We start from the raw sequence: 20,762 nt of genomic DNA on the forward strand, positions 1-20,762 counted from the left end.
CCGAGTGGGTGGTGGCCGGAGGACTGAGGCGTAAGTCGAACCTGGGCGGATCAGTCGTCCCAGGCGGACTTACCTACCGCAGGGGCACTGACGGGCGACCGAGCGCCGGTCAGGACATCCCGCGCCCGTAGTAGCTGGACTTCCGGCGAGCGTCCGCGGAGGTGTACTTGGCGGCCCGGGAGTGGGCGCCGTCGCGCACGTTCCCGATGAGCTCGGACAGGACGGCCGACTCCTCGTGCAGGCTCGCGCGCATCGACATCGGTGCACTGGCCATCGCCGCGGCGACCGTCCCGCCCGCGCTCTGGAGGTGCCGGAGCGCACCTGCGATGTCGCCGTCGCTGAGGAGGGTCGAGGCCTCCCGCTTGGCGCGCTGCGCCTCGAGGTACGCGAGCTCGGTGCGGACCACCGGGTCCGGGACCCGTCCGGCCGCGACGTCGCCCGGCACCACGTTGACGTGCACCGGCACCGTGACCGTGTGCTGCTCCAGGTTCGGCAGCTCCACCCAGTCGAGCGTCAGCTCGGCCACCTGCAGCAGCCCGAGCACGGGCAGCCGGGGGACGTCGAAGGTCAGCACGAGCTTGCGCGTCTCCCCCGCGTACAGGCCGCCGATCTCCACCTGCACGCCCTGCTCCACGAGATTGGCCGGCAGGTCGTTGAGCACCTGCAGCCCACGGACCTGCGGCGACATCGTCACCAGCAGCGTGGCCGCCTGGGCGGCCTGGCTGAGCAGCCCGTCGACCTCGGCGGCGATGGCCTGCGCGGCGGCGTCGGGGTCCTCGGCGAAGCTCTCGTTGCCGCCGCCGGAGCGGGCGAGCGCGGAGAGGAGCCGCTCGTCGTAGCCGAGGCCGTAGCCGAGGGAGGAGGTGGTCACGCCCTGGGTGCGCGCCTTCGCGGCGACGGCCCCGAGCACGTCCGGCCGGGTCTCGCCGTGGTTGGCGTGGCCGTCGCTGATCAGCACGAGAGTCGCACCGGCGGCGGTGGCGGCCCTGCGCGCCTCCTTCAGGCCGCGCAGGTATCCGGCGGCCAGGTCCGTTGACCCGCCGGCGTGGATGGCGGCGACGGCGCTCCGGATCGCCGCCTTGTCGGTCACGGGTCCGGCGGGGACGACGACGCGCGCCTCGTCGTCGAACGCGACGAGGCCGAACCGGTCGCGCGGGTCGAGCCGGTCGACGAGCTCGATCAGCGCCCGCTTGGCGCCCTCGAGGGGGGCGCCGTGCATCGAGCCGCTCCGGTCCAGGACCACCTGGAGGGTGGCGGCGGCACGTTCGGCGTCGGCGTCCGGGGCGGGCGCGGCGATCTCGAGCAGCATGGAGAGGGTGGAGTCCGTCTCGACGGCGACGACGTCCACGTCGAGGTGGGTGGTGAGGTGCATGAGGAACTCCTTCGTGCCCTGGCCGGACCGGGTCCGACCGACCTATGATGCACAGAGCATAGGGCTGGCTGCATAGGAGTGTCAATGCCATGGGCATAGAAGAGTCACCGGGCGGCGATTCCCGGAACAGCAAGGACCGCTACTCCGGGCTGGCACGCCTGCTCCGCGGCCGCCGGGAGGAGCTCGGGCTGTCCCGCCGGGACGTCGTGACGCGCACCAAGCTGTCCTACCCCTACGTGTCCCAGCTGGAGGGCGGATATCGCGCGCCGTCCCTGGGGTCGGCGCGCAAGCTCGCGGACGCGCTGCACCTGCCCGTCGAGGAGGTCGTCAGGGCAGCGGGCGGCGACCTCACCGGGTCGCCCGAGCCCTCGACTCCCGCGCGGCGGGCCGCCCCAGCGGGACACTTCCGCAACCCCGCCTATTCGGACGGCATAATGCAAGACGGCGCAGCGGCGCCCTCGGACCTCGCCGCGGCCACCGCCCAGCCCGGGGACACCACCGGCGACGTCGAGACTGCGGCGCTGCGCCGCGCCGCACCCCACGCCCCCGCCGACCGGGACCCCCTGAGCCTGCTCGGCGGCGCCGGCCACGTCCCCGGCGCGGCGTTCGCAGCCGCGGCCGCGGCGCCACGCCGTCGTACCGGCCCCGGCGAGCTGGAGGCCGTGGCCGACGACGTCGCGACCCTCCTGCACCGCCTGCCGCCCCAGAGCCGGCTCGACGCGCTGGCGCTCGTCCAGTCCCGGCTGATGGCGGAGATGGTGCAGGAGCAGGTCCGGCGCGCGACCGAGGGGTGACCGCTCAGGCCATGCTCGACAGCATGATGAGGTTCCCGCAGGTGTCGTCGAGCACGGCGGTCTTCAGGCCCGGCCCCATCGGGGTCGGCTCCTGGGTGAAGCGCACACCCTTGGCGGTCAGCTCCTCGTAGGTGGCGTCGAGGTCGTCGACGGCGAACGAGGCCGCCGGGATTCCGTCCTCCATCAGGGCGGCCTTGAACGCCTTCGCCGCGGGGTGCTCGTCGGGCTCGAGCAGCAGCTCCACGCCGTCGGGCTCGTCGGCGCCGACCACCGTGAGCCACCGGAACGCCCCGGCGGGCACGTCGTTCTTGGGCATGAAGCCGAGCGTGTCGGTGTAGAACTCCAGCGCCTTCTGCTGGTCGTCGACGAAGACGCTCATCACGTGGATCCTGGGCACGTCATTCTCCTGTTCGGTGGAGGGGCCAGCGCTCGATGATCGCGCGCAGGGGCTCCGTGTCGAGATGGTGGATCTTGGTGCGGCCGTCACGGTGCGAGCGCACCAGCCCGGCGTCCTCGAGCACCGCGAGGTGCTGGGAGACCGCCTGCCGCGTCGAGGTGCTCCCGTGCCGCATGGTGAGCCGGCCGCAGATCTCGAACAGCGTCTGCCCGTCGCGGAGCAGAAGCTCGTCGAGGATGAGGCGACGCGTCGGGTCCGCGAGCGCCCTGTAGACGTCTGCCACGGGCACCACCATACGCAAGGCGCTGCTTGCATGTCAGCGGAACGGGAGGGGAAAGGGGCTGCGCCCCGCACCCGGCCGCGGGAGCACCGTCCGACAGGGAGGCCAGCCGACGGCAAGACCCGCCGACGTGCGACGACCGGTCGGCGGGTCCATCCTCGGCGCGTGAACCTCACCGTCGTCGTCGCGCTCGCGGCCAACGCCCTCGTCGCCCTGGCCAAGACGTTCGCGGCTCTCTTCACGGGTTCGGCGTCGATGGTGGCGGAGTCGGCGCACTCCTGGGCGGACACCGGCAACCAGGTCCTGCTGCTGATCGCGGACCGCCGCTCCCGACGCCGCCCCGACGCCGCGCACCCGCTGGGGTACGGCCGTGAGGCCTACGTGTGGTCGATGTTCGCCGCCCTCGGCCTGTTCGTCGCCGGCGCCGCCGTCTCCATCACCCACGGCGTGCAGGAGCTCGCGCACCCGTCGCCCGCCTCCAACTTCACGGTCGCCTACCTGGTGCTGGCGGCGGCGTTCGTGTTCGAGGGCATCTCCTTCCTCCAGGCGGTGCGGCAGACGAGGCACGAGGCCCGGCGGGCCAGGCGCAGCCTGCTCGAGCATGCGCTCGAGACGTCCGACCCGACCCTGCGGGCCGTCTTCGCCGAGGACTCCGCCGCCCTGATCGGCATCGTCATCGCGTTCGCCGGCGTGCTCGCGCACGACCTGACCGGCTCCCCGGTGCCGGACGCCGTGGGGTCCATCGTGGTCGGGGTGCTCCTCGGCGTGGTCGCCGTCGTCCTCATCGACCGCAACCGCCGCTACCTCGTCGGGGTGGAGGTCAGCCCGACCACCCGCGAGGAGATGTTCCAGCACCTCAGCTCCCTGCCCGGCGTGGCCAGCGTCAACTACCTCCACATGGAGTTCGTCGGGCCCCGGGCGGTCTACCTGGTCGCGGGCGTCGACCTGAGCGGCGACGAGGCGGAGTCGAGCGTCGCCGCCCGCCTGCGGGAGCTGGAGCGCCGGCTCGAGCAGAGCCCCTTGGTCCTCGAGGCCGTGCTCACCGTGTCCCGGGCCGAGGACCACGCCCCCGGTCGGTGACCACTCGACTTACTCGTGGCCCGCCAGCACGGCGTCCCGCTCGGGCACGGACAGGAGGATGCAGAACTCGTTCCCCTCCGGGTCCGCCATGACGACCCATCCCGATCCGGGGCCGTACTCGCCACGCCGGTCCGCGACCTCCCGGGCGCCCATCCGCCGGACGCGTCGTACCTCGTCCTCCTGGGTGCCGGCCCGCGGCCGCAGGTCCAGGTGGATCCGGTTCTTGACGACCTTCCCCTCCGGCACCTCGATGAACAGCAGCCGGTGGCCGGTGTCCGGGTCGACGATCATGCACTCTTCGTCGCCCGGCCTGTTCGGGTCGTCGGCAAGGTCGACGTAGCCGAGGAGCTCCTTCCACCACGTGCTCAGCCCGTAGGCGTCGGCGCAGTCGACGGTGGTGTGCGAAACAAAAGAGGTCACCGGGGTCAATCTGCCGCGACGAGCACCAGCACGCACGCGATTTTTGGCTGGACCGCCGGACCGTCGACGAGCGTCGTGGGGGCGACGACGACGCAGCTGGCGGCACCGCGCCCCGCACCGGCGGCGGACGACGGCAGTGAGCCCTCAGGCCCGGGCCGGCAGGACGGCCGACGGCCCGACGGGCAGCGCATCCCCGAGCAGCTTGCCGCCGAAGGCGACCAGGACGAGGCCGGTGGCCCGGTCGATCACCGCGAGCCACCGCGGGTCGGCCAGCCAGCGACGGGCGTAGGCGCCCCCGACGATCAGCGCGGCGAACCAGGTCAACGACAACGCGCCGTGGACGCCGGCCAGCAGGGCGCCCATCAGCAAGGGTGACGCGCCGTCGGGGAGGAACTGCGGGATCGTGGCGACCCCGACCTTCGGGTTGAGCAGGTTGGTGCCGACGCCGATGAGCCATCCCTGCCGCGCCGACGGCGCACCCGCCGTCACGGGGGCGTCGTCCGTGGCCCGAGGAGCGCCGTCCCGGAACGACTTCCACAGCATCGAACCGCCGAGCCAGAGCATGTACACGGCACCGGCCAGCGTCAGTACCCGGTAGGCCACCTCCGACGTCGCCAGGAGTGCCGAGAGCCCGACGGCCGCGGCGACGCCCCACACCATCGCCCCTGTCGCGATCCCCAGGGCTGTCGCCCACGCGTACGGGCGCGCACGGGTGAGGGAGGACCGCAGCACCAGGGCGGTGTCCAGCCCCGGTACGAGGGTCAGGAGTCCTGCCACCACGGCGAAGCCCAGGAGGGCGTCGAGTACCGTCACCGACCCAGACTAGAAGAGGTCGCCGACCCGGCCGGGTACGTCAGCAGCACAGGTACCGGCCGGTCAGGACACCGCCGGGGCCGCCGCGCCGCACGAGCGGCACGGCAGCCCCGGCGCTCCCGCGTCACTCGGCGAGCGTCCACCCCTCGGCGACCATGCGCTCCCGGTCCGCCGGGCGCCGGTCGTCGAACAGAGGACCACGGTCGGAGTCGACCCGCACCCGGTCGAGGTACACGCCCTGCCCGCTGTACAGGGCGTCGGTGACGTAGCTGAGCCGGACGGTGACGTCGCCGGCCAGGCCGTCGAGCGGGAACGTGGCGTCCCACCACCGGTGGTCGCCGAAGCCCGAGACGACGCCGTCGCTCGCCCGTTCCTCCGGCCCGGCCACGAGGGTGCCGGGCAGGTGCTGCCAGGTGGCGCCGCCGTCGTCGGAGGCCTCGATGACGAGACGGTCCGTCTCCTCCGTGTGGAACCAGAGGTCCAGGGCCAGCTCGGCCCCGCCGTCGGGCACCGTGACGTCGAGGGAGAGCGTGTTCCTCAGTCGGTCACCCGATCCGGAGTGCCACGCCTGGCCCTGCGTGAACCGGTGGTCGGCGGCGGCGAGGCCCGCGGCGCGGGCGACCGCGCGGCGCTGCGGGTTCGGGCTGCCCCAGTCCCGGCTCGGGTGGACCCGGTTGGTCATGAGGATCGCGATGGTCTCGGTCCACGGGTCGATGACGAGCGAGGTGCCGGTGTAACCGGTGTGGCCGGCGCTGCCCGGGCTCGTCAGGGCGTCGTGGTAGAACCAGGCCTCCAGCTCCGGTCCCAGCCCGCGGTGGTTGGAGCTGATGTCGCCGGTGCGGTCCTGCATCATCTCCTGCACCGTGGCGGGCTCGAGGATGCGGGCCTGCCCGTAGCGGCCGCCGTTCAGCAGCATCTGGGCGAAGACGGCGAGGTCGTCGGCGGTGGAGAACACCCCGGCGTGGCCGGCGACGCCCCCCAGGGACCAGGCGTTCTCGTCGTGGACCTCGCCGTGGACGAGGCCGCGGCCGAGCGCGGGCTGGTACTCGGTGGCTGCGATGCGCGGCAGCAGCTCCTCGGGCGGGTTGTACATGGTGTCGCTCATCCCGAGCGGGCCGGTGATGTGCTCGCCGACGTACTCGTCGAGCCGCTGGCCGGACACCGTCTCGACGATCTCGCCGAGGGTAATGAGCCCGAGGTCGCTGTAGACGTAGCCCGTGCCGGGCTCGTACGCCGGCCTGACCGCGTAGACCGCGGCGAGCCGGGACTCGAGGTCCGGCTGGGTGTACAGCGGGATCCAGGCGGGCAGCCCGCCGGTGTGGGTGAGCAGCTGCTCCACCGTGACGTCCGCCTTGCCGTTCGCGGCGAACGCGGGGATGTGGTCCGCCACCCGGTCCTCGAGCGACACCTCGCCCGACTCGACGAGCTGCATCACCGCGACGGCGGTGAACAGCTTCGAGATGGACGCGAGGTCGAAGATCGTGTCGGTGCGCATCTCGACCTGCTCGGACGCGGGCAGCTCCGTCGTCGGGTCGGCCCACCGCAGCGAGTGGCCGACGGCCGTGCGCTCGGCGACCACGCCCTTCGAGGCGACCAGCGCGACGGCCCCCGGGTAGACCGGGTTCGGTCGCGTGGTGAGCCCGGCGGTCAGCGCGGGCTCGATCGCGGCGAGCGCCGCGGCGTCGAGGCCGGCCTGACTCGGGCTGCCGTCCTTGAGCGTGCGCGGCGGCGAGGTCGTCCTGTCCCACGGGTCGGCGGTGGCGACGGCGGAGCGCCCGGTTCCGGCGTCGGCGGGCACGGTGCGGGCAGTCATGGCGGTGGGGGCGCCGGGCGGGGTGGCCGCCCCCGCGGGGACGACGGCGGCCCCCACGAGGGCGGCCCCGAGGGCCGCGGCGGTCAGGGTCCTGCGCACCGGTCAGCCGTTCCGGCCCTGGCCGGGCTTGCCGGCGTGGTCGGGCTTGCCCGCGTGGTCCGGCCGGCCGGGTCCGTCGTCGTAGAGGCGGTACTCGTCGGCGAGCTCGTCGAAGGCAGCGAGCTCCTCCGCCCAGCCGGCGACGATCTCGTCGGGGTCCACGCCGGCGTCGAGCTGGGCGCGCACGTCCTTGGTGCCGGAGAGCTGGTCGATCCAGCACAGGTCCGCCTCGGTGCGGCACTTCGCGCCCTCGCGCCAGTCGACCTCGTCGATGTGGTCGAACAGCGCGTCGAGGACGTGCAGGCCGGTGCGGACCGGCTCGTAGGCCGCCTCGTCGAGGATGTGGATCTGCACGCCGCCGGAGAAGCGCCCGGAGTGCTTGCTGGCGCTGGGGGTGGCGGACATGGGCCGGAAGGTCACGCCCTCGAGGCCGCGCGAGTTGAGGTCCTGCGCGAGCGCGTAGGACTCGGTCTCGTCGATGTACGGCGCCCCGAACCACAGGAACGGCGTGGTGGTGCCGCGCCCCTCGGAGACGTTGATCGACTCGATGAGCCCGGTGCCGGGGTAGACGATCGCCGTCTCGCGGGTGGGGATGTTGGGCGAGGGCAGCACCCAGGGCAGGTCCCAGTCCTCGATGATGGAGGACGGGTCGTAGCCCTCCATCTCGATCACCGTCAGGTCGGCGGGCGTCTCGAGGAACTCGTTGTTGAAGAGGGTGGCGAGCTCACCGACGGTCAGGCCGTGCTGCAGCGGGATCTCGCGCAGGCCCACGAAGGAGCTGATCTGCGGGTAGTCCAGGACGGGGCCGTCCATCCGGTCGCCGAGCGGGTTGGGCCGGTCGAGGACCACGAAGGTCTTGCCGTTCTCCGCGGCGGCCTCCATGGCGTAGTACATCGTCCAGATGTAGGTGTAGAAGCGGGCGCCGATGTCCTGGATGTCGAAGAGGAGGACGTCGACGTTCTCCAGCATCTCCGCGTTCGGCTTCCGGGTCGGGCCGTACAGCGAGTACACGGGCAGGCCGGTGCGCTCGTCGGTGTAGCTCTCGACGTAGGCGCCGGCCGGGACGCCACCGCGCACGCCGTGCTCGGGGCCGTAGAGGGCGGTGAGCTCGTAGTCGCCGGCCTCCTCGCCGGCGATGAGGGCGTCGATGGTGTGCGTGAGGTCGCTCGTGACGCCGGTGGGGTTGGTGATGAGGCCGACACGCTTGCCCTCGAGCATGTCGATCTGGTCCTCCACGAGGACCTCGACGCCGAGCTGCAGCTGCTGGTCGAGCCCGGGCGGGGTCTCCGGACGCTCGCCGGGGTTGGTGGCCGCCAGGGCGCCGCTGACGCCGACGACGCCGGAGACGGCCAGCGCGAGCGCCGCCGTCCGTGAACTTCTGCGTACGGTCATGACCGCTCTCTCCTCTGTGGTCCGCCCGCGGGGCGCGGACGGGTCGGGCCCGGCGCGCGGGGGCGCGGGCGGGGCGCCGCCCTTGTGGGCGACGGCGGATCCTTCGGGTCGGCGGGGAGGGAGCCGCCGGGTGCGGGCAGGACGCCCGGGTACGTGGGGCACAGCGCGTGAGGACCGGACGCGCCCGAGCGACGTCGGTCCCGGGCAGCCCGGCCGGCCGCCACGACGGCGACCGGCCGGACCGCTGGGTCAGCCCTTCGGGCCGCGCGCGTGCTGGTTGCCCTCGGCGGGGCCGGCGTGCTCGGGCGGACCGGCGTGCTCCGGGGCCCCCGAGCCGTCCTTGGGCCCGGCGTGCTCCGGCGGGCCGGCGTGCTGGGGCGGGCCGGCGTAGGACAGGCCGAACCCGAGGGGCAGGAGGATGCCCTCGCCGTCGGCGGTCGGGATGTCCACGGGGAGGCGACCGGCGGGGTTGATGTCCCCGAGCAGCACCCGGACGACACCCTGGAAGTTGACCAGGTTCCACCCGTAGCTGTTGACCACGGCGTCGGCGCCGGGGAAGACGCTGATGTCGTACGGGTTCCGCGTGGCGATGACGATCACGGGCACGCCGGTCTCGGCGAGCTCTGCGACCATCTGCTGCTGCGCGGTGTTCGACGTGGCGTTGTAGGACGTGAAGACGATGGCGTCGACGTCGCCCTGCGAGGCGCGGGCGACGGCCCGGGCGCGGTAGGCGGCCGACGGCGAGGTGCCGTTCTCGTAGTCGGCGACGACGTCGATGCCGCGCTCGGCGAGCATCGGCCCGACGCGCTCGGGCCAGCCGGACCCGGAGCCGACGACGAGCACCGTCTCGTCCCCGGCCAGCGGCAGGGTGCGGGCCTCGTTGCGCAGCAGGGTGGCGGAGCGGTCGGCGATGGTGGCCGCGGTGGCGAGGTGCTCGGCGTCGCCGACCACGTCGTCGACGGCGTCGACGTCCGCGAAGGGGTTCTCGAGGATGCCGCGCTCGGCCTTCCAGGTGAGGATCCGGCGGACGGACTCCTCGAGCCGCTCCTCGGTGAGCTCACCGTCGGCCACGGCCTGGCGCACGCCCGCGAAGGAGGCGTCGACGTCCGGGGAGTTGAGCAGGATGTCGGAGCCGGCCTGGATCGTCTTCACGGCGATCTCCTCCTGGCTCCAGTGCGCGGCCATCGCGGCCATGTCGAGGGCGTCGGTGGTGACGAGGCCGTCGAAGCCCATGTCGTCGCGGAGCAGGCCCGTCAGGACGTCGTGCGAGAGGGTGCCTGGCAGGTCGGGGTCGATCGCCTCGACGATGATGTGGGCGGTCATGACCATGTCGACACCGGCGTCGATGGCGGCCTGGAACGGCTGCAGGTGCTTGTCGAGAGTGGCGCGGTCGTAGGTGACGACGGGCAGGCCGTAGTGGGAGTCGACGTTGGTGTCGCCGTGGCCGGGGAAGTGCTTGGCCGTCGCGGCCACGTGCTCCTGCATGCCGCGGATCTGGGCCACGCCCAGCTCGCTGACGGTGTCCGGGTCCTCGCCCATCGAACGGATGCCGATGACCGGGTTGTCCGGGTTGGAGTTGAGGTCGAGGACGGGTGCGAAGTCGACGTTGACGCCCATGGCGCGCATCTCGGAGCCGAGGATCTGGCCCTGCTTGTGGGCGAGGTCCGCGTCGAAGGTCGCACCGAGGGCCATGTTGCCCGGCAGGACGGTGGCGGGCGGGCCGACGCGAGCCACGATGCCGCCCTCCTGGTCGATGGTGACGGCGAGCGGGATGCCCGGTCCGCCGTCGCCCAGGGCCGCCTCCTGCAGCCCGTTGGACAGCGCGGCGATCTGGTCGGGCTCCTTGGTGTTGCCCGACCACGCGAAGTACAGGACGCCGCCGAGGTCGTACTTCTCGACGACCTGGGCGGGGGTGTCGACGCCGTAGCGGGCCTGGTTGCTGGCCTTCATCGAGGTGTCGTGCGCCGAGGAGCCGTAGACGTGCGTCCAGGTCATCTGGCCGATGAGCTCGTCGAGCGTCATGTCCTCGACGAGCGCGTCGATCTCGGCGGCGGTGGGAGTGCCGGCCGGCGTGGCAACGGGCGCCGCGGCGCGCGGCGGTGCGGCGACGGCGGACTGGGCGGGGGTGGTGGCGGCGAGGATCATCCCTCCCGCCGCCAGGACGGTCAGCCCTGCGCGGGCCGACGTGGAACGGGTCAGATTCACAGTGTCCCCTTGCTCTGTGCCGCCAAGGGGACGGTCGGAAACTGTGCCCCCCGGCAGTTCCTCGCACCCGGGCGACCTCGCCCGGCTACGTCTTGCCGGGAACGGTAGGGGGACACCATGGTGGCGTCAAGACCTTCCAAGAAGGTCCTAGGCGATGCAAAGCGTTTTCACACGTTCTCCGGACTCACCCGGCCGACGACGGCGCGGCCCCGCACTCCTCCGCCGTCGAGCCATTTCTTGTTTCCGGGGCGGGTCAGGACGTTAGCCCCAGGAACTGGACATATAGGGCCGGGATGCTTGTAGCAACGAAGAAGTTCACAAACACCCCAAAAGGGAGAGCGTCATGGCCACCACCGCCAGCACCCCGACCACCACCACGACCACCGTCTACCAGGACCAGATCGTCACCTCCGGCACCGCCCGCAAGGCCCTCGCCGCCGGCCGCATCATCATCGGCTGGACCTTCCTGTGGGCCTTCGTCGACAAGCTCTTCGGCCTCGGCTTCGCCACCCCCGCCGAGCGCGCCTGGATCAACGGCGGCACCCCCGCCCAGGGCTTCATCGGCGGCATCGAGGGCCCCTTCGCCGGGTTCTTCCAGATCTTCGCCAACCCCTTCGGCGACGTCCTGTTCATGGCCGGCCTGCTCGGCATCGGCGTGGCGATGATGACCGGCGCCGGCCTGAAGATCGCCGCCGTCACCGGCTCCCTCCTCATGCTCTTCATGTACCTCGCGATGATCCCCGCGGCCGTCGGCGGCACCAACCCCATCACCGACAGCCACTGGATCGAGGCCATGGTCCTGATCATCTCCGCCGTCACCCTCTCCGGCGACACCTGGGGCCTGGGCAAGTGGTGGGCCGGCAAGGTCGGCAACAGCTGGCTCCGCTGACCACCGGGACGCCCCCCTGACCCCCGCGGCACCGCGACCCCCTACGCGGGGCCGCACCCCCCGAGAACCCCCGACCCACCAGGGCCGGGGGTTCTCGTCGTTCTCAGCATGACGGTGGGCCGGCGCAGGTCGGGCCGCTACCCGCCCGTCCGGCTGATGGTGAAGGCGGTGAGGAAGCCGGCAGAGGTGATCAGTCCCGTCAGCATGTGGGTCCGCTCGAACGCCTCGGGAATCATCGTGTCGGCGACCATCGTCAGGATCGCCCCGGCGGCGACAGCGGTGATCACCGACGTCACCTCGGGCGGCGCGGCACCGAGGAAGGCGTACCCGGCCGCGGCCGCGAGGGCGCTCACGGCTGCGATCGCGCCCCACACCCCGAAGACGTACCCGGCGCTGCGTCCCGCCTTCTTCATGCCCGCAGCGCTGGAGAGCCCCTCGGGCACGTTGGAGATGAACACCGCGGCCACCACCGCCGTGCTCACCCCGCCACCGCCGAGCAGGCTCGCACCGAGCACCACCGACTCCGGCACGCCGTCGAGCAGGGCTCCGAGCGCGATGGCCAGGCCGCTGCCGCTCTGCTCGGCCTCCGAGGGCTGCTGGTCCTGAGAGCGCTTGCGGTGCTTCGCGCCCCGGCGTGCGAGGAGGGCGTTGGCCGCCATGTACACCACCGCGCCGGCGAGGAACCCGCCAGCCGCCGGGAGCAGTCCACCGATCTGTTCCGCCTCGTCCATGAGGTCGAAGGCCAGCGCGGAGATCAGGACCCCGGAGCCGAACGCCATCACGCTCGCGACGACCTGCGCCGGGACGCGGACGAACCAGGCGACCGCGGCGCCGATGACGAGGGCCAGCCCGCCGACCGCTCCCCATACGCCCGCCTCGACGGCCCCGCTCACGACCCGCTCCTCAGCGAGGGCATGGCAAGACGGTCCCAGGAATGCCCCTGGGCGGCACCTCGGGCCACCGGACCGGCCCGGACCGGACCGACCCGGAGCGCCCCGACCGACGGGTCCACGGAGATGACGCTCGAGCGCGTCGGGTGGCCCAGGTCACATCCGGCCCCCGCCGGCGTCAGGACGTTAGCCCCAGGAACTGGACATATAGGGCCGGGATGCTTGTAGCAACGAAGAAGTTCACAAACACCCCAAAAGGGAGAGCGTCATGGCCACCACCGCCAGCACCCCGACCACCACCACGACCACCGTCTACCAGGACCAGATCGTCACCTCCGGCACCGCCCGCAAGGCCCTCGCCGCCGGCCGCATCATCATCGGCTGGACCTTCCTGTGGGCCTTCGTCGACAAGCTCTTCGGCCTCGGCTTCGCCACCCCCGCCGAGCGCGCCTGGATCAACGGCGGCACCCCCGCCCAGGGCTTCATCGGCGGCATCGAGGGCCCCTTCGCCGGGTTCTTCCAGATCTTCGCCAACCCCTTCGGCGACGTCCTGTTCATGGCCGGCCTGCTCGGCATCGGCGTGGCGATGATGACCGGCGCCGGCCTGAAGATCGCCGCCGTCACCGGCTCCCTCCTCATGCTCTTCATGTACCTCGCGATGATCCCCGCGGCCGTCGGCGGCACCAACCCCATCACCGACAGCCACTGGATCGAGGCCATGGTCCTGATCATCTCCGCCGTCACCCTCTCCGGCGACACCTGGGGCCTGGGCAAGTGGTGGGCCGGCAAGGTCGGCAACAGCTGGCTCCGCTGACCACCGCAAGGCCGACCGCCCGGCACCCCGGACTGCTCGACCCTCGCAACGACAGACCCCGGTCCGACGTCGGACCGGGGTCTTTCCGTGCGCGCGAAGCTGCCCGGCCCCAGGCTGCACCCACATCGGTTCGCGGTTCTCTGGACGGGCCTGCCGGACCTGCCTAGAGTCGCAGATGCCGAGTTGTCAGTGCTGGTGCCCGACCTGCCCTACGCCTCCGGGGACGACGTCGCCCTGATGATCAACGGGCACGGCGGCACCCCGATCAGCGAGCTGTACCTGCTCTACGGCATCGCCCACGAGAAGCTCACCGCCCAGGGCATCAACGTCCGGCGCAGCTACGTCGGCGAGTACTGCACCTCGCTCGAGATGGCCGGCGCCTCGCTCACCCTCGTCAGGCTCGACGACGAGATCACGAAGCTCCTCGAGGAGCCCGCGGAGATCGCCATCCGCGTGTTCTGAGGCACCCGCCGCCCGGACCCTGGACGCCGGCGGACCCGCCCGGGCGGGGTCCGTTCAGCGTCCTCCCACGGGCAGCAGACGTGCCGGCAGCGGCGCGCCCGAGATCCACGCACGGACGGTCGCGTCGAACAGGTCGGGCGCCTCGACGTTCCACCCGTGCCCGAGCCCGGGCGCGATCCTCCCCTCGCCGGCGGGCAGCACCGCCGCGACGTCGGCGACAGCTCGCCGGACGAGCTCGGACTCGTCGCCGCCGGCGAGCACGAGCGTGGGCGTGGGGACGGACGCGAGCGCGGGCGGCAGCCGGTAGCGGGACACCTCCCGGCCGATCCGGCGGTACGTGGCGGGTGACATCACGCGCAGGCTCTCGGCGAGGGCGTCGCGCTGCGCGGGCGGGAGCCCGTACGCCCGCGCCTGCGCGTCCACCGCGCGAGGACTGCGAAGCATCGCCGCCGTGAGCCGCAGCTGCGCCTCGACCAGGACCCGCGGCCCCCACGGCTGCGCGGTCACCCCGCTGACGACGACGCGCTCCGCCACGTCGGCCCACCGCTCGAGCAGGCTGAGCGCGACCTGCCCGCCGAGCGAGAGGCCGACGACGTGCGCGCGCGCCGTGGCGGTGCGGCGCCGCATCAGCTCCGCGACCTGCGCGGCGGTGTCGTCGAGGGACACCCAGGGAACGGCACTGCTGCGGCCGTGGCCGGGCAGGTCGACGGCGAGGCAGTGGTGGTCGCCGAGCGCCGCCACCTGGTGCCACCACATCCACCCCGCCGTGCCGATGCCGTGCAGGAGCACCACGGCCGGGCCACGCCGGTCCCCGCTCTCCTCGACCTGCAGCACCCTCGCCCCCCGGCAATCCTGCGGGTCCGCACCGACCCGTCACCGACCCCCGGACTCTACGGTGCGAGCTCGACGTCGGCGGGCAGGTGGGTGGTGGAGCGGTCACGGGCCGGGGATCGTGAACTCGTCGAGCACCCTGCCCGACTGGTCCACTGCCCGGCCGACGAGCCGGTCGCCGTAGACCGCCAGGTCGAGGAAGTGCCGCGTGGACGTGCTCACCTCGGTGAAGTCCTCGCGCCCGGTGGGCCGCAGCTTCGCCGCGCCGCCGGACACCACGTAGGTGACCCCGTCGATCGGCCGCGAGCGCTGGTAGTCGTGGTCGTGCCCGGCGAGCACGAGCGGCACGCCGAACTTCTCGAACAGCGGCACCCACTCCTCGCGCACCGCCATGTCCGACCCGTGCTCGCCCGCGGAGAACGGCGGGTGGTGCAGCGCGACGACCGTCCAGGTCCCGGGCGGGACGTCCGCTGCGAGCGTCTTCTCCAGCCAGCGGGTCTGCCCGGCGTCGTCCACGCGGTTGGAGTCGAGCACGACGATGCGCACGCGGCCGACCTCCTGGACGTACCAGCCGCGGGACCGGCCCAGGTCGGCCAGGATCTGGTTCTGCTCACCGCTCGCGACGTCGTGGTTGCCCAGCACCGGGACGAGCTCGGCACCGGTGTCCAGGACGGGCGCGAAGGGATCGGTGACGCGCTCGTCCACCTGGGACGCGTCGCCGTCGTCGTAGACGATGTCGCCGAGCAGCACCAGGGCGTCGTACGGGCCCTGGCGGTCCTCCCGGGCCACCATCGCGTCGACGGTCTCCCGGATCTCCTGGTCGCCCGTGCCGGTGTCACCGGCGACGGCGATCCGCGCCTCGGGGGCGCTCGGCGAGCGTGGGCCGGTCGGGCCGGCGGAGGGCACGGTCCCGGCGGTCGGCGGCGCGGTCCCCACGGCCGACGGCGCGGGCCGGGCACCGTCGTCGCCCGCCGGGCGGCCCGGGGCGCCGAGGCCCGTGGCGAGGGCCCAGACGGTGGCCACCGTCACGAGCACGAGCACGACGAGGACGGCCACCAGCGTGCGCCGTCGCGTCATGACCTCATGGTCCACCGCGTTCCGGCGCCGCGGTGGCCGGTTCGCCTCCTCGTCTCGGAGCACGGGACGGGCCACCGCGTCGAACCGGGTGCCGATGTCACCGGTCACGTGCAGGCTGTGAGCCATGACACCCGTGCTGCACCACAAGCCCGTCCACGTCGTCCTCGTCCCCGGCTTCTGGCTCGGCGGCTGGGCCTGGGACGAGGTCGTCCCCGCCCTGGAGCAGGCGGGGCTGGTGCCCCACCCGGTGACCCTGCCGGGCATGGGGTCGCCCTCGGAGATCCGTCGCGACATCACCCTCGCCGACCACGTCGAGGCGGTGCGCTCCCTCGTCGAGGACCTGGACGGGAAGGTCGTGCTGGTCGGGCACAGCGGCGGGGCGGAGGTGGTCAGCGCCGTCGTGGACGCGGTCCCGGAGCGGATCTCCGCCGCCGTCTACGTCGACGCCTTCCCGCTCCCGGCCGGTATGGCGGTCCTCTCCGACCTGCCACCCGACCAGATCGACGTCCCGCTGCCCACGTGGGAGCAGCTGGAGTCGGACTACCAGGCCAGCCTCGAGGGCATCGACGAGGAGGGGCTGCAGCGGTTCCGCGAGCGTGCGGTGCCGACGCCCGCGCGGGTGGCGTCCACGCCGTCCCAGGTGAGCAACGAGTCGCGGAGGCGGGTCCCCGTCACGGTCATCTCGACCAGCGCCCCGGCGGCCGTGCTCCAGTCGGCGGCGCAGGGCGGCGAGGCCTGGGCGGCGGAGCTGGCGGCGCTCAAGGTGCAGTACGTCGACATGCCGACCGGGCACTGGCCGATGTTCAGCCGGCCCGTCGACCTGGCCGAGGCGATCAAGCTCGCGGCGCGCTGACGCACCGGACGCAGCTGGCGGCGAGTCCTACTGCCGCGGGCGCTCGATGCCCCTGCGCCGCTCGAGCGCCTCGAGGCGGGCGCGCACCTCGCCCTCGCTCTCGAGCTGCTCGAAAGCCTCGCGCACCCGCGCGGAGTCGGGGTCCGTCCCGGCGATCTCGTCGTACGCGGCCGCCCGCGCCTGCAGCCGGCGGACCTCCCGCTCGGCCTCCAGCGCCGCGGCCTGGGCACCGGCGGCCTGCTGGCCGGCGGCAGCGGTGGCCTCGCGCATCTGCAGCGCGGCCTGGGCGGCGCCGTGGTCCGCGCGCAGGGCCTGGAACCGGACGAAGGAGTCGTGCACCTGGTGGTCGAGCCGCACGAGGTCCTGCTCCAGCCGGCGCACCTGCTCGTCGATCGTGCGGTGCTGGGCCGCCAGGCCCTCCAGGCGCTTGCCGGCCTCGATGGAGCGGCGCAGATACTCCCGGGCTCCGGCGTCGTGCCCCATGGCGACGGCGGCCTCGGCCTGCCGGTCCCAGTGCTCCACCTCGGCCCGGGCCTGCTGGCCGAGCACCTCCACGCGGCGTCGGTTGGCGGCGAGGTCGGCGACGCTGCGGCGGGCCTGGTCAAGGCGGGCGACCTGCTGGGCGTACGCGGCCTCGACGGCCTGGACGGGGTCGGCCGGGCCTTGTCGCCTGGCGGCGCGCTCGGCGCGGTTGGCCCGGACGACACGGCCGAGGCGGTTGCGGATCGACAACGCGGTTCCTCAGGCGGCGCGGCGCGCGCGGTAACTGGTGCCCCAGGCCTCGAGCGCCTGGGCCTCGAGCATCAGGTGGTCGCCGGTGCGGGCCAGGTACGGGTCCGGCCCGGCGGCCATGGTGGCGTCGAGGACGGAACGGCGCAGGTCGGCGCACAACCGGTGGTGCTCGGTGACCTGGTCCTCCAGCCAGCTCAGCCACATCCGCCTCAGCTCGAGGTCGGGCTCGGCCTCCGCGAGCCGGAGCTCGCCGTCGAGCTGGTGTCCCGTGCGCACCAGGCTGGCCGCGATCGACGGCATGCCGCCCACCGGCGCACGCTGGGCCTGCGCGGAGCCGATGGCCCGTTCGGTCGCGTCGATGGAGCGCTGCAGCTCCAGCCGCATGCGGGCGAGGCGCCGCGCGACGTCGTCCCCTGTCACGGACCTGACCGTCAGCCGGCTGCGCTCCACGCCGCGGCGCAGGCGGCGCGAACGGCGGATGCGGCGCACGAGGTACCAGACGGTACCGGCGGCCGCGAGGCCGAGAAGGAGCATGACGGCACCGCCGACGAGCACCACCTGGGCCACCGTGTCGGCGAGGTCCGCACCAGCGGCAACTGTCATCTCGGCTCACCCCTCACCCTCGCGGGAGCAAGGCCCGCAACGTCCACACTACTTGTGACGATCGGCGGCCCGCCAGGGTTCCAACGCCTGGACGCAGCCCCTTCCGTGCGGGCGCTCCCCTGCAGCGGCCCGCCCGCTGCCCCCTGCCGACCCGTCGGTCCACCGATCGCGGCAGGTCAGTCAGTGGGCCTGCGCAGATGAAGTCGGCCCAGGCCGACTGCTTCTGCGCAAGGGCACTTACGGAGGCGCCCCACAGATCTTCCCGTGACCACCTCACCACGCGCCGATTACCGCCGCGCCCGCAGCCACCCCAGGTGGGGTTGCACCAGGCTGACGGCGAGCGCCCCCTCCCCGACCGCGGACGCCACCCGCTTGACCGACCCGTGGCGCACGTCCCCGGCCGCGAAGACGCCCGGCACGGACGTCTCGAGCAGCGCCGGCGTCGGCAGGCCCGGCTCGTGCGGGGCGGCGTCCCCGGTCAGGACGTAGCCGCGGCGGTCCTTGGCCACGTCGTCGCCCAGCCAGTGCGAGCGCGGCTCGGCGCCGATGAGCACGAAGAGCACGCCGGGGACCTCCTCCTCGGCGCCCGTGCCGACGTCGCGCAGCCGCAGCGACTCGACGAACTCCGTCCCGGTCCCGCCGACCACCTCGGTGCGGGGGCGCACCGTGATGTTCGGGGCCGCGTCGATCTCCTTGATGAGGTACTCGGACATCGTCTCGGCGAGCGTGGGGCGGCGGACGAGGATCGTGACGTGCTCGGCGTATCGGGCCAGGTGGACGGCGGCCTGCCCCGCGGAGTTGCCGCCGCCGGCCACGTACACCTGCTGCCCGCGCATGGCCGGCGCCTCGGAGACGGTGGCCCCGTAGAACACGCCGCGCCCGGTCAGGGTCTCCAGCTCCGGCACGCCGAGACGCCGGTAGGCGGCGCCGGTCGCGACGATCACGGCCGCGCTGCGCACGGAGGAGTGGTCGCTCAGCCGCACCGAGAGGTGGTCGCCGGAGCGGGCGAGGCCGGTGGCGGCGCGCATGAAGTGGAACCGGGCCCCGAACGTCCACGCCTGCTCGTAGGCGCGGAAGGCCAGGCGGGACCCGGAGATGCCGCTGGGGAAGCCGAGGTAGTTGCGGATGAGGGAGGAGGTGCCCGCCTGACCGCCCACCGCCTCGGTCTCCAGGACGATGGTGCGCAGCCCCTCCGACGCCGCGTACACCGCCGCCCCCAGCCCTGCGGGCCCTGCTCCCACGATCGTCAGGTCGAACTCCTCCTCCTCGCCGAACGGCTCGAACAGGCCGAAGGCGTCGGCGATCTGGATGTCGGTGGGGTTCTGCAGCACCGTGGCGTCGCGGCGGAAGTGCAGGAGCACCACGGGAAAGGTCGGGTCCTGCACCCCGGCGCCGAGCAGGACGGCGCGGCCGTCGGGCGTGGCGGCGTCGTAGAAGCCGGTCGGGATGTGGTTGCGGTCGAACAGGTCGCGCAGGTGCTGGGTGCGGCCGTCCCACCGGTGCCCGACCAGCCGAACCGCCTCGAACGAGGTGCCGCGGCGGCTGGCGGCGTCGTCGAGAAACTCGCTGACCGTGCGGTGGAACTCCTCGTCCGTCTCCAGCTCCGGCACGGTGATCCAGCGGTCGACCAGGCCCATGCCGATCGCGTCGAAGATGGGGCGGGCCGCGCTCCAGTCACCCCACCGCACCACCGTCACCCGCAGGGCCGTGCGGTCCACCTCCAGCGACTCCAGGACCGAGAGCCCGTCCGGCTCCTCCTCGCCGTAGCCGACCATCAGCAGCGCCACGGGCGTCTCGTCGGCCCGGAGCTGCCCGAGCGTCTCCCGCAGGGAGGCGACGTCGCCGTGCACCCGCACCTGGTAGTCCTGCTCGTAGCGACGGCGCAGCGCCCGCTGCACCAGCGCGCGCATGCCGGGCTCCCTGCTGAGCAGGACGATGGCGGGCCGGGTCACGGCCGCACCGTCTCCCGCACGGCCGCCGGCCCGGCCTCGGCGGCCATGAAGGCCGCCGCGCCCGTGGCCGCGACCGCCGTCGCCATGACCACGAGCCCAAGGGCCGACGCCGAGCCCCAGCTGACGACGTCGGCGAACCTGCCGACCACCACCAGCTGGAGCACGCCGAGCACGGCGTAGGCGACCGCGGGCACGCGCAGGAGATCGAGGTCGCCGGCGCGCAGCAGCAGCGCCGCCGCCACCCCGTAGGCCACCAGCCACGAGCCGACCGCCCGCGCCGTGAGCGGGGTGAGGGTCCACGGCCAGAGCACCTCCGCCGTCGCCGGCGCGAGGTACAGGGCGAGGCCGACGGCGAGGAGCACGAGCCCCTCGGCGGCGAGGAGGACCACGAGCCACACGGGCAGGGGCCGACGACGACCCGGCGGAAGGGCGCGCCGCTGCTGCACCACCAGCACCACCGCCATGCCCACCGGCACCACCACGTAGACAGCCAGCCAGAACCAGGCCGCGAACCGCGCCAGGGCGAGGTCGGCGCCGAGGTGGAACCGGTCGAGGTGGACGAGGGTGGCCACGAGGGTCAGTGCGGTGAAGACGAGGATCGTCACCAGGGGGATGCGGGTGCGGGCCCAGCTGCCACCGAGCCAGGACAGCACCACCAGCACCGTCCCGGAGGCGTAGCCGGCGCCGAGGAAGGCGGCCGTGACGGCCGGCTCGATCGTCCAGGCGAAGGACTCGGCGGTCCGGTCGGGGCGGAGGAACAGGACGCCGACGGCGAGCGCGGTCAGAACCGCGAACAGGCCGAGCAGCACCTGCGTGGGAAGCAGCAGCCGGTCGCTCCGGCCCTGGGACGTCATGGCGCGCCTCCGCCGTCCGGCGTCGTCTCGTGCGCCCGCGCGCATCTCCCCCGCGGCCGGCCTCGTCACCGCCCTCACCGACGAGACTACGCCCGGCCCGGGCGGGCGAGCAGCCCCCGGACGGCCCCGGCTGGCCACCT

At 73.3% G+C, this 20,762-nt stretch carries 21 protein-coding genes; 6 read left to right on the forward strand and 15 right to left on the reverse strand.

The features are described 5' to 3' along the window. Nucleotides 1-109: 109 nt before the first annotated feature. Nucleotides 110-1,372, reverse strand: a complete 1,263-nt coding sequence (locus ATJ97_RS10215; RefSeq protein ID WP_098483653.1) for a vWA domain-containing protein — start codon at nt 1,370-1,372, stop codon at nt 110-112. 89 nt (nt 1,373-1,461) lie between these two features. Between ATJ97_RS10215 and ATJ97_RS10220 the strand changes: the two genes are divergently transcribed. Continuing rightward, the gene (locus ATJ97_RS10220; protein ID WP_098483654.1) at nt 1,462-2,166 is read left to right on the forward strand and encodes a helix-turn-helix domain-containing protein; all 705 of its coding nucleotides are present in this window, start codon (nt 1,462-1,464) and stop codon (nt 2,164-2,166) included. Between the two features lie 4 nt (nt 2,167-2,170). Here the strand turns inward: ATJ97_RS10220 and ATJ97_RS10225 are convergent, their stop codons facing one another. Then, nucleotides 2,171-2,545, reverse strand: coding sequence for a VOC family protein (locus ATJ97_RS10225; RefSeq protein ID WP_098485378.1), 375 nt, complete (start codon nt 2,543-2,545; stop codon nt 2,171-2,173). A 19-nt stretch (nt 2,546-2,564) separates the two neighbouring features. Further along, nucleotides 2,565-2,846, reverse strand: coding sequence for an ArsR/SmtB family transcription factor (locus tag ATJ97_RS10230; protein ID WP_211287163.1), 282 nt, complete (start codon nt 2,844-2,846; stop codon nt 2,565-2,567). Between the two features lie 162 nt (nt 2,847-3,008). Here ATJ97_RS10230 and ATJ97_RS10235 point away from each other — a divergent pair, with 162 nt between their 5' ends. Beyond that, the gene (locus ATJ97_RS10235; RefSeq protein WP_245862364.1) at nt 3,009-3,923 is read left to right on the forward strand and encodes a cation diffusion facilitator family transporter; all 915 of its coding nucleotides are present in this window, start codon (nt 3,009-3,011) and stop codon (nt 3,921-3,923) included. A 9-nt stretch (nt 3,924-3,932) separates the two neighbouring features. On the opposite strand, the gene ATJ97_RS10240 is transcribed toward ATJ97_RS10235, so the two are convergent. The 5 genes from ATJ97_RS10240 to ATJ97_RS10260 all read right to left on the reverse strand — a co-directional run bounded on the left by ATJ97_RS10240 (nt 3,933) and on the right by ATJ97_RS10260 (nt 10,665). Beyond that, on the reverse strand, nt 3,933-4,343 hold the full coding sequence (locus ATJ97_RS10240; RefSeq protein ID WP_098483657.1) for a VOC family protein: 411 nt from the start codon (nt 4,341-4,343) through the stop codon (nt 3,933-3,935). Between the two features lie 144 nt (nt 4,344-4,487). Then, the gene (locus tag ATJ97_RS10245) at nt 4,488-5,156 is read right to left on the reverse strand and encodes a LysE family translocator (protein ID WP_098483658.1); all 669 of its coding nucleotides are present in this window, start codon (nt 5,154-5,156) and stop codon (nt 4,488-4,490) included. 124 nt (nt 5,157-5,280) lie between these two features. Then, entirely contained in the window at nt 5,281-7,068 is a 1,788-nt protein-coding gene (locus ATJ97_RS10250; protein ID WP_098483659.1) for a serine hydrolase domain-containing protein, read from the reverse strand. Between the two features lie 3 nt (nt 7,069-7,071). After that, nucleotides 7,072-8,460 (reverse strand): exo-beta-N-acetylmuramidase NamZ family protein, encoded by a 1,389-nt coding sequence (locus ATJ97_RS10255; RefSeq protein WP_098483660.1) that lies wholly within the window; start codon nt 8,458-8,460, stop codon nt 7,072-7,074. 249 nt (nt 8,461-8,709) lie between these two features. Further along, nucleotides 8,710-10,665 (reverse strand): glycoside hydrolase family 3 protein, encoded by a 1,956-nt coding sequence (locus ATJ97_RS10260; RefSeq protein WP_245862367.1) that lies wholly within the window; start codon nt 10,663-10,665, stop codon nt 8,710-8,712. A 343-nt stretch (nt 10,666-11,008) separates the two neighbouring features. Here ATJ97_RS10260 and ATJ97_RS10265 point away from each other — a divergent pair, with 343 nt between their 5' ends. Further along, on the forward strand, nt 11,009-11,554 hold the full coding sequence (locus tag ATJ97_RS10265) for a DoxX family protein (protein WP_098483662.1): 546 nt from the start codon (nt 11,009-11,011) through the stop codon (nt 11,552-11,554). Nucleotides 11,555-11,691: 137 nt separating this feature from the next. Here ATJ97_RS10265 and ATJ97_RS10270 read toward each other — a convergent pair whose 3' ends face one another. Next, nucleotides 11,692-12,447, reverse strand: coding sequence for a ZIP family metal transporter (locus tag ATJ97_RS10270; protein WP_098483663.1), 756 nt, complete (start codon nt 12,445-12,447; stop codon nt 11,692-11,694). Nucleotides 12,448-12,712: 265 nt separating this feature from the next. Between ATJ97_RS10270 and ATJ97_RS10275 the strand changes: the two genes are divergently transcribed. Continuing rightward, nucleotides 12,713-13,258 carry a DoxX family protein gene (locus ATJ97_RS10275; RefSeq protein WP_098483662.1) on the forward strand — a complete coding sequence of 182 codons (546 nt, stop codon included), beginning with the start codon at nt 12,713-12,715 and terminating at the stop codon, nt 13,256-13,258. A gap of 189 nt (nt 13,259-13,447) precedes the next feature. Beyond that, nucleotides 13,448-13,720, forward strand: coding sequence for a dihydroxyacetone kinase subunit DhaK (locus ATJ97_RS10280; protein ID WP_245862831.1), 273 nt, complete (start codon nt 13,448-13,450; stop codon nt 13,718-13,720). A gap of 54 nt (nt 13,721-13,774) precedes the next feature. On the opposite strand, the gene ATJ97_RS10285 is transcribed toward ATJ97_RS10280, so the two are convergent. Beyond that, nucleotides 13,775-14,554, reverse strand: a complete 780-nt coding sequence (locus ATJ97_RS10285; RefSeq protein WP_098483664.1) for an alpha/beta fold hydrolase — start codon at nt 14,552-14,554, stop codon at nt 13,775-13,777. A 102-nt stretch (nt 14,555-14,656) separates the two neighbouring features. Then, nucleotides 14,657-15,754 (reverse strand): metallophosphoesterase family protein, encoded by a 1,098-nt coding sequence (locus ATJ97_RS10290; protein WP_098483665.1) that lies wholly within the window; start codon nt 15,752-15,754, stop codon nt 14,657-14,659. On the opposite strand from ATJ97_RS10290, the gene ATJ97_RS10295 reads away from it, so the two are divergent. Beyond that, entirely contained in the window at nt 15,753-16,481 is a 729-nt protein-coding gene (locus tag ATJ97_RS10295) for an alpha/beta fold hydrolase (RefSeq protein WP_098483666.1), read from the forward strand. The two genes, ATJ97_RS10290 and ATJ97_RS10295, sit on opposite strands and share 2 nt — an antisense overlap. A gap of 27 nt (nt 16,482-16,508) precedes the next feature. On the opposite strand, the gene ATJ97_RS10300 is transcribed toward ATJ97_RS10295, so the two are convergent. The 4 genes from ATJ97_RS10300 to ATJ97_RS10315 form a co-directional block, all read right to left on the reverse strand. Next, nucleotides 16,509-17,213, reverse strand: coding sequence for a PspA/IM30 family protein (locus ATJ97_RS10300; protein WP_098483667.1), 705 nt, complete (start codon nt 17,211-17,213; stop codon nt 16,509-16,511). 9 nt (nt 17,214-17,222) lie between these two features. Continuing rightward, entirely contained in the window at nt 17,223-17,816 is a 594-nt protein-coding gene (locus ATJ97_RS10305) for a hypothetical protein (RefSeq protein ID WP_143426987.1), read from the reverse strand. Nucleotides 17,817-18,103: 287 nt separating this feature from the next. Next, entirely contained in the window at nt 18,104-19,768 is a 1,665-nt protein-coding gene (locus ATJ97_RS10310) for an NAD(P)/FAD-dependent oxidoreductase (RefSeq protein WP_098483669.1), read from the reverse strand. After that, nucleotides 19,765-20,622, reverse strand: coding sequence for a hypothetical protein (locus ATJ97_RS10315; protein ID WP_098483670.1), 858 nt, complete (start codon nt 20,620-20,622; stop codon nt 19,765-19,767). Before ATJ97_RS10315 ends, ATJ97_RS10310 begins: the two co-directional genes overlap by 4 nt. Nucleotides 20,623-20,762 lie beyond the last annotated feature (140 nt).

Origin of the sequence: Georgenia soli, from assembly GCF_002563695.1 — a bacterium.
GTDB lineage: Bacteria > Actinomycetota > Actinomycetes > Actinomycetales > Actinomycetaceae > Georgenia > Georgenia soli.